At 56.2% G+C, this 15,136-nt stretch carries 15 protein-coding genes; 9 read left to right on the top strand and 6 right to left on the bottom strand.

The window, feature by feature from the left end; genetic code table 11:
- Positions 1–100: 100 nt before the first annotated feature.
- From QYE47_RS00775 to QYE47_RS00760, 4 genes are all read left to right on the top strand, one after another.
- Complete coding sequence (locus QYE47_RS00775) at positions 101–1,021, top strand: alpha/beta hydrolase (protein ID WP_041167116.1); 921 nt, start codon at positions 101–103, stop codon at positions 1,019–1,021.
- A gap of 4 nt (positions 1,022–1,025) precedes the next feature.
- On the top strand, positions 1,026–1,889 hold the full coding sequence (locus QYE47_RS00770) for an SDR family NAD(P)-dependent oxidoreductase (protein ID WP_014589185.1): 864 nt from the start codon (positions 1,026–1,028) through the stop codon (positions 1,887–1,889).
- A 28-nt stretch (positions 1,890–1,917) separates the two neighbouring features.
- Positions 1,918–2,784, top strand: a complete 867-nt coding sequence (locus tag QYE47_RS00765; protein ID WP_014589186.1) for an SDR family NAD(P)-dependent oxidoreductase — start codon at positions 1,918–1,920, stop codon at positions 2,782–2,784.
- Positions 2,785–3,049: 265 nt separating this feature from the next.
- Entirely contained in the window at positions 3,050–4,369 is a 1,320-nt protein-coding gene (locus QYE47_RS00760; RefSeq protein WP_014589187.1) for an outer membrane protein transport protein, read from the top strand.
- A gap of 433 nt (positions 4,370–4,802) precedes the next feature.
- Here QYE47_RS00760 and QYE47_RS00755 read toward each other — a convergent pair whose 3' ends face one another.
- The 6 genes from QYE47_RS00755 to QYE47_RS00730 all read right to left on the bottom strand — a co-directional run bounded on the left by QYE47_RS00755 (position 4,803) and on the right by QYE47_RS00730 (position 9,982).
- A complete protein-coding gene (locus tag QYE47_RS00755) occupies positions 4,803–4,946 on the bottom strand; it encodes a hypothetical protein (protein ID WP_165366962.1) in 144 nt (47 codons plus the stop codon).
- Positions 4,947–4,962: 16 nt separating this feature from the next.
- Entirely contained in the window at positions 4,963–6,204 is a 1,242-nt protein-coding gene (locus QYE47_RS00750) for an OprD family porin (RefSeq protein ID WP_014589188.1), read from the bottom strand.
- Between the two features lie 214 nt (positions 6,205–6,418).
- Entirely contained in the window at positions 6,419–7,348 is a 930-nt protein-coding gene (locus QYE47_RS00745; protein WP_012054141.1) for a dihydrodipicolinate synthase family protein, read from the bottom strand.
- 123 nt (positions 7,349–7,471) lie between these two features.
- Positions 7,472–8,863, bottom strand: coding sequence for an MFS transporter (locus tag QYE47_RS00740; protein WP_014589189.1), 1,392 nt, complete (start codon positions 8,861–8,863; stop codon positions 7,472–7,474).
- A gap of 119 nt (positions 8,864–8,982) precedes the next feature.
- Positions 8,983–9,324, bottom strand: a complete 342-nt coding sequence (locus tag QYE47_RS00735; RefSeq protein ID WP_135198625.1) for a hypothetical protein — start codon at positions 9,322–9,324, stop codon at positions 8,983–8,985.
- A 490-nt stretch (positions 9,325–9,814) separates the two neighbouring features.
- Entirely contained in the window at positions 9,815–9,982 is a 168-nt protein-coding gene (locus tag QYE47_RS00730; RefSeq protein ID WP_155295209.1) for a hypothetical protein, read from the bottom strand.
- Positions 9,983–10,200: 218 nt separating this feature from the next.
- Here QYE47_RS00730 and QYE47_RS00725 point away from each other — a divergent pair, with 218 nt between their 5' ends.
- The 5 genes from QYE47_RS00725 (at position 10,201) to QYE47_RS00705 (ending at position 15,057) form a co-directional block, all read left to right on the top strand.
- Positions 10,201–10,923: a response regulator gene (locus QYE47_RS00725; protein ID WP_041166810.1), complete on the top strand. Its 723-nt coding sequence runs from the start codon at positions 10,201–10,203 to the stop codon at positions 10,921–10,923.
- The gene (locus tag QYE47_RS00720; RefSeq protein WP_014589191.1) at positions 10,920–12,320 is read left to right on the top strand and encodes a cell wall metabolism sensor histidine kinase WalK; all 1,401 of its coding nucleotides are present in this window, start codon (positions 10,920–10,922) and stop codon (positions 12,318–12,320) included. Before QYE47_RS00725 ends, QYE47_RS00720 begins: the two co-directional genes overlap by 4 nt.
- 108 nt (positions 12,321–12,428) lie before the next feature.
- Positions 12,429–13,265, top strand: coding sequence for an IclR family transcriptional regulator (locus tag QYE47_RS00715; protein WP_012054147.1), 837 nt, complete (start codon positions 12,429–12,431; stop codon positions 13,263–13,265).
- Positions 13,266–13,711: 446 nt separating this feature from the next.
- Positions 13,712–14,407, top strand: a complete 696-nt coding sequence (locus QYE47_RS00710; protein WP_012054148.1) for a 3-oxoacid CoA-transferase subunit A — start codon at positions 13,712–13,714, stop codon at positions 14,405–14,407.
- 8 nt (positions 14,408–14,415) lie between these two features.
- Positions 14,416–15,057: a 3-oxoacid CoA-transferase subunit B gene (locus QYE47_RS00705; protein ID WP_012054149.1), complete on the top strand. Its 642-nt coding sequence runs from the start codon at positions 14,416–14,418 to the stop codon at positions 15,055–15,057.
- Positions 15,058–15,136: the final 79 nt, after the last annotated feature.

Here is a 15,136-nt window from a genome sequence, read left to right as displayed (position 1 = left end):
TTGGCGCAAAGTGTCAAGCAAGTCGTCGGATACCGTCAAGCCTTCCTAACGGCAGCGGCCGAGAATGATGACACTCCAGCCATTCCAGCAGATGCCGTTCATGAACACGATCACCGATCTTCTGGCACCAGCGACAATCCAGTTCTTCTCCAACGGCTCGCGTTGCGTTGCCGACTTTTACCGCCCACTGGGCGCCGGACCTTTCCCGGTGGTGGTGATGGCGCATGGGCTTGGCGGGACGCGCAAGATGCGCTTGCCAGCCTTTGCCACCCGCTTCGCCGCCGCCGGTTACGCTTGCCTGGTATTCGACTATCGCCACTTCGGCGACAGCGATGGCGAACCTCGCCAACTGTTGGATATCAACCGCCAACTCGAAGACTGGAAAGCCGCGATAGATCACGCCCGCCGCCACGCGGATGTGGACTCGCAGCGTGTCGTTATCTGGGGCACCTCGTTCGGTGGCGGGCATGTGCTGGCCACCGCCGCCGACGATGCCAGGGTGGCCGCTGTCATTTCCCAATGTCCCTTCACCGACGGCCTGAGCTCCAGTCTTGCCACCGAACTTCTGGTGTCACTTCGCCTCACCTTGCTGGCCCTGGCCGACCGTATCGGCTCGTGGTTCGGCGCCAAACCCATTCTGGTTCCGCTCGCCGGTCAACCTGGCGATACGGCATTCATGACTTCGCCGGATGCCTGGAGTGGCTATAACGGGCTGATCCCGTCAGGTGCGCACATCCGCAAAGAGGCCGCCGCGCGCTTTGCCCTGGACATCATTCGCTACTACCCCGGGCGCAGTACACCTCGTATCCAGGCCCCCGTGCTGTTTTGCGTGTGCGATCCCGACAGCGTGGCACCGGCGAAGCAGACGCTGCGTCACGCCAGGCGCGCGCCACGTCATGAGATCCATCGCTATGCCCATGGGCATTTCGATATTTATGTAGGCAAAGCCTTCGAGCAGGTGGTGGGTGATCAACTCGACTTCCTCAAGCGCAACGTGCCAAGCACGCCAACGAAGAGATAAGAATATGTACGACCTTCAAGGCAAAGTGGTTCTGATCACCGGCGCGGCTGGCGGCATCGGCGCCGCCAGTGCACGCGAACTGTATGTGCAGGGTGCCAGCCTAGTGCTGACCGATACCTCGCAGGAGGCGGTGGACAAGTTGGCTCAGGAGTTCAACAGCCAACGCGTGTTGCCGCTGGCGTTCGACGTCACCGACGCCGAGGCGGCAAAGGCAGTGATACGCCAAGCAGTCGAGCGTTTCGGCCGTCTCGATGTGGCCTTCGCCAATGCCGGCATCTCCTGGCGAGGCGTACCGGCGACCCTACGCACCTGCGACGAAGCGGAGTTCCGTCGCATCATTGAGGTGGATCTGTTCGGGGTGTGGCACGCGATGCGCGCCGCACTGCCGGAGGTCGTGCGCAATCGGGGTCAAGTGCTGGTCACGTCGTCGACCTATGCCTACTTGAACGGCATGGCCAACGCGCCCTATGCCGCGAGCAAGGCAGCGGTGGAGTCGCTGGCCCGCTCGCTGCGCGCCGAGTTAAGTGCGACCGGCGCCAGCGCCAGCGTGCTCTATCCCGGCTGGACGGCGACCGCCATCGCCAAGGTCGCTTTCGGTGGCAACGCCATCGCCACCCAGATGAACGAGACCCTATTGCCGGCCTTCCTGCATCGGGCGATTGCACCGGAACAGGTGGCACGTGGCGTGGTGCGCGGTCTACAAAAGCGCCAGCCGCGCATCGTTGTACCGGCTCGCTGGGCGCCCATCTCACTGTTGCGCGGCCTGTTCAACGTCTTCACAGACTGGCATCTGACACGCGATGCCCACCTGCAACGGTTGCTCCACCAATTGGAAGAAGAAACCGTTCGCACCCAGAGCCCAAGTTGATGCCCCACTACTTGCTTAAGGTTCACCCATGAAGAGCTACTCATTAAACGACCGCGTCATCGCTATCACTGGTGCCACGGGAGGTCTCGGCAGAGCCGCCGCGCAGGCCCTTCGCGACAAAGGCGCGAAGCTGGTTCTGCTGGATCTCGATCTGGATAGCCTGAATGCCATGGCTGTCACCCTGGGCGGGCCTAATGTCGCTGTCGGTTGGGTGGCCAATGTGCGCTCAATTGAGAGTCTGGAAACGGCGTTAAAAGAGGCCGCGCAGCATTTCGGCGGAATTGATGTTGTGGTCGCCGGCGCTGGCGTCAGCTCGGTGGTAGCCCTAGAGCATATTGATCCCGCCACGTTTGACCGGGTAATCGATATCAACCTCAACGGCGTGGCGCGCACCTTCCGCGCTTCATTGCCGCACGTGAAGGCACGCCAGGGTTATCTACTGGCCATATCGTCTATGGCGGCTTTCGTTCATTCGCCGCTGAACACGGCCTACACCGCCAGCAAGGCAGGAGTCTGGGCCCTGTGTGACAGCTTGCGCCTGGAGCTTCGTCAGCACGGTGTGAGCGTCGGCTCGCTCCACCCGACCTTCTTCCAAACGCCGATGATGGAGGCGATCGTTGATGGGCCGTCCTCCACCCTGGTCTGGAATAACCATCAGGGGATCTGGCAGTTCGTCGCGTTGGAGCAGGTGGTGGCCGCCCTGGTGGATTGCATTGAGCAGCGGCATGACTTGGTGACGGTGCCACGCAGCCAGATGCTGGTGGCGAAAGCGCCAGGCTTGCTGCGCCGGCTTATCGAGTGGATCGGTTTCGACGCTGGAAAAGTCGCCGAAGCGGTAAGACTAAGCGATGAAGTCAAGGCTTCCTTAGGTCAGGGTCGCAGCCTGAACGAATGACCACTTCTGGTCGCGGGCATTTCGCCCGCATCCGGGCCGGAACTAACCAGGAAATCGTGGCGCCGCTCTTGCGCTATAGCTCCAAGTCGAATGGCTTAATTGAGTCCCTGGCTCGCATTTGTAAGTCCAGCAGTCTTGCCCTGGCGGTGTTTCTTCAGGTTCTTTTACACCACTTCGATCAACTCCAACCGGCACTCAAAAGTGCACAGGAAGGCAAAGCCTTGCCTGCGTGCAATCAACAAAAACAATAAACGAGAGGTGGAAAATGAAAATCAATGGCTGTGAAATCCCGTGTCTCTCCGCTCAGCGAAAGTGTGCTGCGTGGGTTAAGTACACCAGTGTAATGGCACTGCTCAGTGCCTCTACAATTGCAGGTGCCAATGGCATTGCTCTTAACGAACAAAGTGCCAGCAGCGCGGGAACTGCTTATGCGGGAAGGTCGTCTTCCGCACTGGACGCCAGCACCATCTACGGAAATCCTGCTGGCTTGACCAAGTTGAAACGTGCCGAGATTTCCGGCGGGGCGGCGATCATCTCGGGGAGCGACGACATTAGTGATGCGCAGAGCAGTGTCGCAGGAACAAATAGGGGGGACTCGGTACCTTTGACGATCCTGCCCTTCGCCTATATGTCGACGCCGCTTGATGATCGTTTTTCGATTGGTCTGGGCCTCTATGCTCCGAGTGGTCTGATCAACGAATACGAGAGCACTTTTCAGGGGCGCTACCAAGGTTCCTATAGCTCGACCAAGGAGGTCACCCTGCAGCCCACCATTGCCTATCGGATCAATGATTACGTGTCCATTGGTGGCGGGCCGACCATAAACCATTTCGATGCAGAACTTCAGAATTACCTGGCCAGCGGGGCCCTGAACAACGGCCAGGACACAGAGATCACCCTCAAAGGCGATGACACGGCAATTGGCTACAACGTCGGCCTCTTGGTTGACTTGAGTGATGCAACAAGTTGGGGGATTAACTATCACTCTAAGGTGAGCTATCACCTAAAAGGGCATACCGAGGTTTCCGGCTCTCCGAGCGTTATCCCGCTGGACGGAAAGTATGACAACAAGATAGACATCACGATGCCCGAATCCGTGGACACCTCTATCACCCATCATTTCAATAGTCGCTGGACGGGCTACCTGGGAACCACCTGGAAGCGTTGGAGTCGACTGAAAAAGATTGAGGCCATCAACAGCGATGTTTCCGCCCTTGGCCAGAGTGCGGGCCTGGAGCGTGTGGACGAACCATTGAACTGGCACGACACATGGTCCACCGCCGTTGGTACATCCTTTCAGTTGAACCAACAATGGTTGCTGCGTGCAGGCTACGCCTACGATCCGTCGCCAATCAGCAATGCCGATCGTAGCGTGCGCGTTCCGGTTGGTAACCGCCAAGTCGTGACCCTGGGTGGCGCTTATTTGCCGAGCCCCGATCTGACGATAGACTTTGCTTATGGCTATCTCTGGGAATCCAAAGCCTCGGTAAACCAAGCGAACAACTCTGGCCTTCAACCCGAATACAGTGCAAATTACGAGAACAGTGCGAATATATTTTTAGTGCAGGCAAGCTATCGGTACTAATCCTCACCTTCATAAGCCCGATGAAGGTCAGTTAAGCAATTTTGCAACAGATCGTATTACTGCGTGCCCTGAATCTAATAGGCTATTGATAACTCAACATCATCGACCAAGGTGATTTCGAATGCGTTCTCCCTCGCCGTTTCCACCCGATGGTCAATACGAAACAAACGATACCAAGGGTTGCCCCGAAGTCACGCCATCTCATTGATCTTGGACACTCCGTCAGCCGCTGTGCGAGCAGCGTAGAAAGCAGAATTGTCAGTTGTGCGTGCGAGAAACGCTGAAAGAGCACTGCACTCCTGAGCGGCAAGGGACATCCGAGCAACGGAGGGCCGAGAGCGGCACAATGAAGTGACCGCTTCAACCCAATTTCGCGAGTTCGAGTCATCGGCGCAGAAGCGCAAGCACAGCATGCCAGTCAAGCTGCTACCAGCTAGGAACGCTTGCCGAGGATGTACCAAGGGGTGGATTGTGCGCTCGGGACTATTGCGAGCAGGGTCCACCCATCCTTGAGCAACTCGTTGGCGGACGCCTGGCCAAGCACCTCAATGACTTCAGTAGCTTCGTGCAATTGCATGATGAGATTCGGTCCTCTAGAAAATGTTGAGCGGGTAACTGACGATAAGGCGGTTCTCATCGTAATCACTGGCGTTGAAATTTCGTCTGACGCTGGAGTTTCGCCACCGCACGGCTAGATCCCTCAGCTTGCCGCTCTGAAACACGTAACCCAGCTCTGATTCTCGTACCCATTCCGAACCGTCTTTGACGTTTCTCAATTCCACGTTATCGCCATGCACATACCGCGTCATGAGAGTCAGACCAGGTATCCCGTAGCCAACGAAATTGAGGTCATAGCGAACTTGCCAGGATCTTTCGCGAGGATTGTCGAAGGCATGGTTGAAGGTGTTGTTCGCAAGGTAAATGCCGCCGGTCCCGCCGATTCGCATCCACCCGGAGTCACCCGAAACATTTTGCAGCCCGATACTGATCGAGTGCTGAGCGATGTTGAGGCTGAACAGAGCGGAAGCTGTCTGGTTATCCAACGAGCCTGCCTTTGCAACCCCCGTATCCTTGCCCCAGAAATAGCCAAGGTTTGAGGTAAGCGATACCGTTTGGCTGAGCTGCCATTTCTGAATGAGCCCAAGGTAGTGCTGCTTGTAGATGTCTTCCAACTCCCCCGACCAGAGACGGACAGTCGTATTTTTGGAGCTAGAGCGGTAGTCAGCACCCAAGAATGTGAAGGAATCTGACTGCGCAGATCCGAATGAGAGGTCCTCCATGGAGGAGTCATTCCGAAGGCTGGTCTTGGTGAACTCGCCTGCGTAAAACGACCAGTTCTTGAGCTCTTGCGAAGCGATCTGAGCGCCGCGGAAAGTCTGCGGCAGAGCCCTGAAGTCGTCTGCGGTGACGATCGGGAAATTAGGCATCCACTCGCCGACCTTGACCTCGGTGTTCGACAGCTTTGCCTTTAATGCAACCCCAAGCCTGCCGAAGCTTCCGGCTGGATCACCATCGCCATCCTTGGGCAACAGCAGCGCACCATACTCCCCTGCGCCTCCGTCGAGCTTCACTGCATACTTACCCAAGACATCCACGCCAAAGCCCACGGTGCCCTGTGTAAATCCTGACTTGAGATCAAAGATAAAACCCTGCGTCCACTCACGGGCATGGCTCTGAGTGACACCAGGCGCAGTGAAATTGCGTTCAAAAAAGAAGTTTCTGAGGGTCAGAGTGGCGCTAGTGTCTTCCACGAACCCTTCAGCCCAAACATTGATAGGCAGAAGCAGAGTAGGAATGACGAGTACGAGGCTTTTGCGATTTGCATGAATGTTCAAGACCTGTCCCCTGTTGTTTTTATTGAAGGGCTTTGTTGGTCTGTCATCACCGGTTGAGCGGGCGAATGCCGTCCTTCCGGGAAAACGGATCGTTGTTCGTGTGTGAAGCAGAATCCGAATCGAAAGATGCCAAGACCCTGATGCGCAGGGCCCTGGCCGGGATTTCAGCTGAAAGCCAGCACCGAATTGGCTCAGTGCTGGCCTTGGCTTGGGATCAGACCAGGCCAGCGCTACGCAGCGCGTCAGCGATTTCCTTGTCGGCGCCTTCGGCCAGAGGCAGCAGCGGCGAACGCACGGTGGCGTGATCCAGGATGCCACGAGCAACCAGGCCGTGTTTCAGGGCCACGGTGCCTTCCATGTGGGAACCGCGGTGGTAGACGTTGCGGGTTACCGGCAGCAGCTTGTCGTGGATGGCGCGAGCAGCTGGGTAGTCGCGACGCTTACCAGCAGCGATCAGCTCGATCAGCGGCTCAGGGGTCAGGCCACCGTAGCCAACCAGGGCACCGTCCACGTCGAACATGGTGTGCAGCAGGTATTCGTCATGGCAGGTCAGGATCTGCAGGTCCGGCACTTCACGACGGATTACTGGGATCTCGGTGTCCCAACGACGCATGTTACGGACACCGTTCTTCATGGCGAAGACGCCAGGCTGCTTGGCGATTTCCAGCTGGGTCTCCAAGTCGTAGGTGGCCTTGGTCACGTCTGGGTACTGGAAGAGGATCAGCGGCAGACCGCTTTCCTCATAGATGGCCTTGTAGCGGTCCTGGGCGGCGCCTTTCTGGTAGCCGAAGCGCAGCCAGCCGTGGGATGGGTACACCAGACCAGCAGCAGCACCGTTGTCTACAGCGCGTTTGGCTTCTTCAGCGGCGACTTGAGTACCTTCACCGGTGATGCCGGCGATGATTGGCAGACGGCCACCAACCGACTCTTTGAAAGCCTGGATGACGCGGCCCTGTTCGGCCTGGGTCAGGAAGGTGCCTTCACCAGCATGACCCAAAACAACCAGACCCTTGACGCCTTCGTAGCTGCCCAGCCACGCGCCCAGTTTCTGGATAGCGGCGTAGTCAACTTCACCGTCACGGGTGAACGGAGTCACTGGAGCGGGAACGAGGCCTTTCAGGTCGATGGTGTTTTTAGTGCTCATTTCTATTACCTCTGGTTTAGTTAATTTTCGCAACTAACGCATGCGCGGGCGCAAAACACACATTGATGTGTTCTGAAGTTGCTGCTAGGTCAGATACCGCCGTTTGAAACTTTTAATTGAAGATTAAGGCGAAAGCTCTTCCAAAATTCGCCCTTTGGTTTCAATTGCAAACAAAGCTGTGATGGTTGCAGTGATCAGCAGTACGACTGCGAAAGTTCCGAATACATACTGAACACCCGCACCGGAAACTGTAAAGCCAACAATGATCGGGCCAAGTGCAGAACCCATTCTCAACCAAGCACTACCCACGCCGGTTCCCAGAGCGCGCAGTCGAGTTGGATAAAGCTCTGCCGAATACAGATAGAGAGAAAACGTAACAGTTTGTACCAGTGCGTATCCCAAACCTGCCAGGGCCAAAATTTTCAGTGGCGCACTTGCACCAGTAGTTGCCAGGATCGCCAATGGGATGGCAGCCAGGAAGAGCGCCCCCATATACCAGCGGCGACGGCCGACTTTGTCAATAAGCAGTGCACAAATTACTGCGGCAACTACACCACCGGCTGAAGTCATAAACCCATAAGCCAAGCTTGTTTCAAGCGGCAAGTTGAAGTGTTGGCGATAAAGGGTTGGCAGCCAGGTGATTAGTCCATTGGCGACCATGTAGGCGCCAAACCACATCGCCCAGATCACCAGCGAGCGCTTGAAGTACATGCCTTTGAAAAGCTCTTTCCACCCCAAACCGTTTTTGTCCGTTTGGATCTGTGGCACTTCCACTGGAGGCTGCAGCGTTTTGCCCGCTTTTAGCGCGCTGTTTTCCAACCGAGTGACGATGCGATCAGCTTCGTCCAAGCGGCCTTTGGAAGCCAACCAACGCGGCGATTCGAACAAGAAGAAGCGCAGCGGTATCAGCAGCATGGCCGGGACGATCCCCACTGCGAACATGGCTTGCCAACCGTAGATAGGTACCAGGAAGTAACCAATGATGCCGGCTCCGACCAAGCCCAACAGGAACATGACCTCGTAAAGGAGGAAGAATTTTCCTCGTTTCTTCGAGCCGATTAGCTCGTTGATATAAGCACTGGCTACAGGTACCTCTCCTCCCGTACCGATGCCTTGGATGAACCGGAACGCGATCATCATCGCTGCGCTAGAGGCAAAAAGACAGGCAACGTCCATCGATACGAACAGGAGGATGGTGAAGGTCAGTACCTTCATACGCCCGAGCTTTTCAGCGAGCCAGCCAAAGATCAGCGCCCCGAACAACTGGCCCAGATAGCCCGCCGACAGGATCATGCCGATCTGCGCACCGCTCAAGCTCCACTCCTTGGCCAGCACCGGCATTGCGTAAGCGATAGCAATGACGGTATAGCCATCAAAGAATGTTGCGGCACCGATAATGTTCCGAGCCCAAAAAACCTGCTTAGTGATTGGGAGTCGCTCTAACCTGGCACTTATATTGGCTTGGCTTTTCACCTTGTCCGGCAAGGGGTCAGTCTCTACTTGCTGCATCAACATAGCACTACCTTTTATTATTTTTGCGTTTTTCGGGGCGAGCAAAAGCTTGCCGTGGTAAACACAGTGCAATGGCGTAGTTAATCTAGAAGCTGATATTGTGTCAGTTCAGCGTCACCACGCTATGTAATCAGTTTTTTGAGAACGACCACTTCATAGCCCGGTCCACGACTGCTGCGAAAAACGCCAGGAAGCTTTTTGAATGGTGTATTGAAAGAGTCGTTTGAGAACGGCGATGAGGGGCGAAGCCGGGCAATGCCCGAAGTACCGAAGCACTGCGCTTCATGAATAAAGGAGACGCTCTTGATTTGGGTGCGGATGATAGCTTGCCTCAGATGTGAACTGGACATAGCACGCGAAGGACATGACCCAATCATGGAGAGACTGAAATTGCTGCTGCAGATGCCTGGATCTGAGTAGACGGCACGCTTGGAGCAGGCATGTTGTTTGAAAATTTGCTTCATCTTTCTTCGCACCTTTTTGTTTTTTCGGATTGCGAAATTTTTTTGTTATTTTCAAATAGAATATCACCATCAATAGTCAGGGCCCATCCTTTTTTGGGCCTTTCAACTGATTTTTTATTCCTTTATGCCATGTCCCCCCGCTTTGAAATTCCATTAGATTTTATGAGTTGTTCTTGACCAGCTCCGCGACTCTCTACGAGCCCCATCTATCGCCTACCGCACCGATCAACCGGGCGCTTTGAATCATCTGGTTGGTCTTGACCTTTTGCAGCTTGCGCCGAGCTGCGAGGCCAAGGGCTGCGCAATGAGTCCCTGCAGATTGCTGATGGCGCCTTCATTTTTACGCTGCGTGGCCAGGGTCGTAGCAAGTTGCGCTGCGCCGAGCGCGTCGCTTTCGTCCTATTTTTGCTGCTTCAGGTGGTTGACCATGCCTTCGATGCTTGAGAGCTGAGGACGAATACTGCTGAGCGCCAGATCTCGAATCTTGGCTTCAGACAGCGCGCTGCTCGAGAAAGCCATCGGCAAAACCGAAACCGTGGACGCTGTGTAGTTCAAGATCATCGGCGAGGTGGCGGGAAGGACCCGCGTTGGCGGCGGCCGACAGGCCGCTTGCGAGGTAAACCAGACAGAAGAGGACAGCGTGTTTGAACTGGCTCATCTCAAGGCTCTCGTTTTTGTGATCGAACCTGAATGCTAAATCCCGAGGTGCGTGAAAAGTTTGTCCCTTGTGGGACGGTTTTTGTGTTTTATGCACCTGATATCTCACAAACCTGTCAGAAATGTATCAGCTTTGTATCAGGTCAGTTGTACAGCCCTTTTCAAAATGCCATCTGTACCTTAGGCTGAAAGGATTCGACTCCATCAGATGGTTTACAAATGAGTTCCAGTCAGCACATTGCAATCGTTGATGACTATCCGGATATCCGAGAACTGGTTGCACAATATCTGACCCAAGAAGGTTATCGCCTAACCGCTGTAGCTGATGGCAACGAACTCAGGGCTCTGCTTGATCGGGATGTGCCTGACTTAATTATCCTTGATGTCATGATGCCCGGCGAAGACGGATTAAGCCTGTGCAGGCACATCCGCTCTCGCTCTAATACTCCCGTTCTTTTTCTTAGTGCCCGCACAGAAGACCTGGACGTAATTCTCGGACTTGAGATGGGAGGCGACGACTATCTCAAGAAGCCCTTCAACCCCCGTGAATTGTTGGCTCGGGTCAAAGCCCTGCTCCGTCGGGCCACGCCAGCAAGCGAAGGTGCTTCCAGCATGCTGGAGGGGTCGATCCGCTTCGGCGAATGGGTGTTGAACTGCAAACTACGGGAATTATTAGGTGCAGATGGTGTATCGGTATCATTGAGTGGTACCGAATTCAGATTGCTGGCTGCATTACTAGAAAAACCAGGTGAAATAGTGACGCGCGATGAACTTCTAAACAAGGTCTCCGGTCGTGCAAGCGAACCCTTTGACCGGAGTATCGATAACCAAATCAGCCGGCTTCGTAGAAAGATTGAGCCAGACCCGAAAAACCCGATTTATATCAGAACCCATTGGGGCGGCGGCTACGCGTTTGTGCACCTGGTTTCCAATTCATCATGAAACTAAGAAACCCCAATTTAGCCGCAAGATTCATTGGGCTTATGCTATTGGCGCTGATTGTCTCTCAAGCGCTGACGCTCAGCATTTTTTGGGACGAGCGCGCGGGTGCGCTTAGGGAAGTGGCGAAGTCTGATTTTCTGAGTCGGACCTCATCCCTTGCCTCACTCCTGGACCGAATGCCCGTGGACGAGCGGCAGATGACGCTTCAAGTCAGCAGCACCGCTTACGAGCGATTCTGGCTGTTTCCAGCCTCACCAAGCCAGCCTTCAGAGTGGTGGAAGTTCGCTCGTCGGCATCTTCTTGAACCGTTGAGTCATGGGAAGCCTCAGGGAACGCTCTCCATACAGTTTCGAAGCGAAGATGAGGTTCCACCGGCAACGATTGATGCGACAGCGGCTTGGTCTGTGCCGGGTGAAGCGCTGTGGCCCTCCCCCCGGACGGCTAGGTTCATCTACTTGCCTCAGCTCAATGTAATGGGGGTGGCCACACCGCTGAATAATGGCACCTGGTTACATGCCGCTTATGCTAAGCCGGTCACGGACTCTCCGTTTAGTCGCCGAGCATTGGTATCCCTAGGTATCACCGCTCTAGCCCTAACCTTGATTGCCGTGTTGATCGCTCGGGGCATCAGCCAACCACTGCGAGATTTAGCGCTCGCTGCCCAGCGATTGGGCCGAGGCCATTCAGGCACGGAGTTGCGCGAGCACGGGCCTGAAGATATCCGTCGCACCGCCAAGGCCTTCAACCAGATGCAACGCAGAATTCAGCGCTTTGTCGATGATCGTACGCGCATGCTCGCCGCGGTGGGCCACGACCTTCGAACTCCGTTGACCTCGCTCAGGCTGCGCGTTGAGTTCATTCAGGATCCTGAAGTACAGCGCAAGATGCTTGCGACCCTGGATGAGATTACGGCTATCACTGAAGCCGCAATCGGGTACGGACGTGACAATGCTGTGACCGAGCCAACCAGGACCATGGACATCGGGACACTGGTCGAAAGCTTGTGTGAAGACTTGGTCACCTTGGGAATGGCCGTGTCGTTCTCCTGCAACTCAAAAGTCATTTTGGAATGCCGGCCTGACGCTCTGCGGCGAGCTATCCGTAATCTCATCGAGAATGCTGTGAGGTACGGCGAGTGTGCGGACGTCCGCGTCTACAGTGCGGATAAGCACGTTCACATTTCGGTGACGGACAGGGGAAATGGCATCCCTGATTCAGAGCTTGAAGCCGTTTTTACCCCATTCTATCGCTTGGAACACTCCAGAAACCGTAATACTGGCGGCGTCGGTCTGGGCCTCTCCATCGTACGCTCCATAGCCCGCCAGCATGGCGGCGAGATCACCCTCATCAACCACAATGGAGGGCTGGAAGCCATCATTTCGCTCCCTGAAAACTAGGTAAGCGGCAGAAATCTAAGGTGGGATGAGGCAACGCCTGATGCTATTCTTTTTGAACGAATTTTTTCGCATTCCGAAAACAAGAATTACACCAGGTAGATATCGCGCATGGCTCCTAGAACCTCAACAAAAAGCGAAACGACCGCTGCTGAAGAAGATAAAAACCAGCGCAGCACTGTGCAGTCTCTTGCCAAAGGATTTCGAGTCTTGGAGGCCTTCACAGCGGAAAGCGATGAGCTGACCCTGAGCCAGATTGCTGCCAAGGCCGAGCTCGACCCAGGCACGACCTATCGCATGCTGAATACGCTGGTGGACCTCGGCTATGTTTCTCGAATTCCTGAGAGCAAGCGATTCTCCCTCACGCTCAAAATCCTCAACTTGGGCTTCCACGCCATTGCTCACACGGACTTGCGCAGTCTGGTTCGCCCAGTGCTAAGGGGGCTGGTCAGTGAAACCAGTGAAGCCGCAAGCTTCGCCGTGTTGCAAGGCGCAGACGTCCTCTACCTGGAACGTGTCAGGGCTGGTATCACTCGGCTTGGAGTGGATATTCGCATTGGCACAACGGTGCCGGCTTGCCAGACAGCGATTGGCCAATCAATCCTCGCGTTCCTTCCTGATCACGAAGTTGAGCGCATCAAAGAGCTTTCCTCGTCCACGTCCTTCATGAGCAAATCTCTCTCACGGCCGTTGTCCGAGGTGTTGGAGCAGATCCGTAAGGATGGGTACATCATCACGGAATCGCTGTTCGCCGAGGGCCTGCGCATCCTCGCCGTTCCGGTCCTGGATATCGACGGCTACCCAGTTGGCGCCATCAGCATCGCGGCGCCGGCAGTGCGGTGCACCACGGAGGAACTTGAACGTCGAGCGCTGTCCGTGACCATTGCGGCGGCGAAGAATATCGGGCGAGCACTACAAGCAAGCGGAAGCATCAATTCCAGCCTGTAACCTTTAAAGCGATTTAAGTTGTACGTCGGCCCGGTTCTCCCTTAGAGGGCGATCTTGCCTAGCACCTGCGCGGTGGGCGGTGGGCGGTGGGCGGAGGTGCTGGAGGAGTATCAGACACCGCCAGCGGATACTTACGACGTATATCCCAGGACAGCTTGAATCTGTTTCCCAAGCTGTCGTTCTTCATTGACCTCCTCCGAGCTACTTTCAGGAGGTACCCCGTTGGAGCGACAACCTAAAAGCGCAGCAGCGAGAATGACCGAACATCGCGCAACTGTTCGATAAACGCACAAATTCCACTTTCCCCCCTCTACTGTTGCCCAGTCTTGCGGCACGCTAGAGCCACATCAGCAAAACAACGCCAATCGCTGAGTGGCCCACCGTTCCCCGCACTGCTCAGCGGCTGATCAGACCAATCCAACTCCAGGAATAACCAGGAGCTCGCTGTGATCAATAAAACGTTTGAGTCCATCGCCAGCGCGGTAGAAGGCATCATCGACGGTTCGACCATCATGGTCGGTGGCTTTGGTACGGCAGGCATGCCGTCCGAGCTCATCGACGGGCTGATCGCCACTGGTGCCCGCGACCTGACCATCATCAGCAACAACGCCGGCAACGGCGAGATTGGTCTGGCCGCCCTGCTCAAGGCGGGCTGCGTGCGCAAGGTGGTCTGCTCGTTCCCGCGCCAGTCCGACTCCTACGTGTTCGACGAACTGTACCGCGCCGGCAAGATCGAGCTTGAAGTGGTCCCGCAGGGCAACCTGGCCGAGCGTATCCGCGCCGCGGGCTCGGGCATCGGTGCGTTCTTCTCGCCGACGGGCTACGGCACCCTGCTGGCCGAAGGCAAGGAAACCCGGGAGATCGACGGCCGGATGTATGTACTGGAAATGCCCCTGCACGCCGACTTCGCACTGATCAAGGCGCACAAGGGTGACCGTTGGGGCAACCTGGTGTACCGCAAGGCCGCGCGCAACTTCGGCCCGATCATGGCCATGGCCGCCAAGACCGCTATCGCCCAGGTCGACCAGATCGTCGAGCTCGGTGAACTGGACCAGGAACACATCATCACTCCGGGTATTTTCGTCCAGCGCGTGGTCGCCGTTTCCGGTGCTGCCGCTTCTTCGATCATCAACGCTGCCTGAGGTCTGCCATGTCCATCACCAAAAAGCTCTCCCGCACCGAAATGGCCCAGCGCGTGGCCGCAGACATTCAGGAAGGCGCCTACGTCAACCTGGGCATCGGCGCACCGACCTTGGTGGCCAATTTCCTGGGTGACAAAGAAGTGTTCCTGCACAGCGAAAACGGCCTGCTGGGCATGGGCCCGAGCCCGGCGCCCGAGGAGGAAGACGATGACCTGATCAACGCCAGTAAGGAGCACGTGACCATGCTCCCCGGTGGCGCTTTCTTCCACCACGCCGACTCGTTCTCGATGATGCGCGGCGGCCATCTGGACATCGCTGTATTAGGCGCCTTCCAGGTGTCGGTCAAGGGCGACCTGGCCAACTGGCACACCGGCGCCGAGGGTTCCATTCCGGCCGTGGGCGGCGCGATGGACCTAGCCACTGGTGCCCGCCAGGTGTTCGTGATGATGAACCACCTGACCAAGTCAGGTGAAAGCAAGCTGGTGCCCGAGTGCACTTACCCGCCGACCGGCTTCGGTTGCGTCAGCCGCATCTACACCGACATGGCCGTGCTGGAGGTGACCTCAGATGGGCTGCGCGTGGTCGAGATCTGTGCGGAAATTGACTTCGAGCAGTTGCAAGCGCTGAGTGGCGTGCCGCTGATCCAGTAATCGGCGCAGCGTGCTTCACTGCTATTCAGCTTACTAGGCGTTACCATCCCGCCTTGCCGGCGCCCATGTCAGCTATCAG

The organism is Pseudomonas sp. 2,4-D, assembly GCF_030418155.1.
GTDB lineage: Bacteria > Pseudomonadota > Gammaproteobacteria > Pseudomonadales > Pseudomonadaceae > Aquipseudomonas > Aquipseudomonas alloputida.
This window is presented reverse-complemented; position numbering and strand designations above follow the sequence as displayed.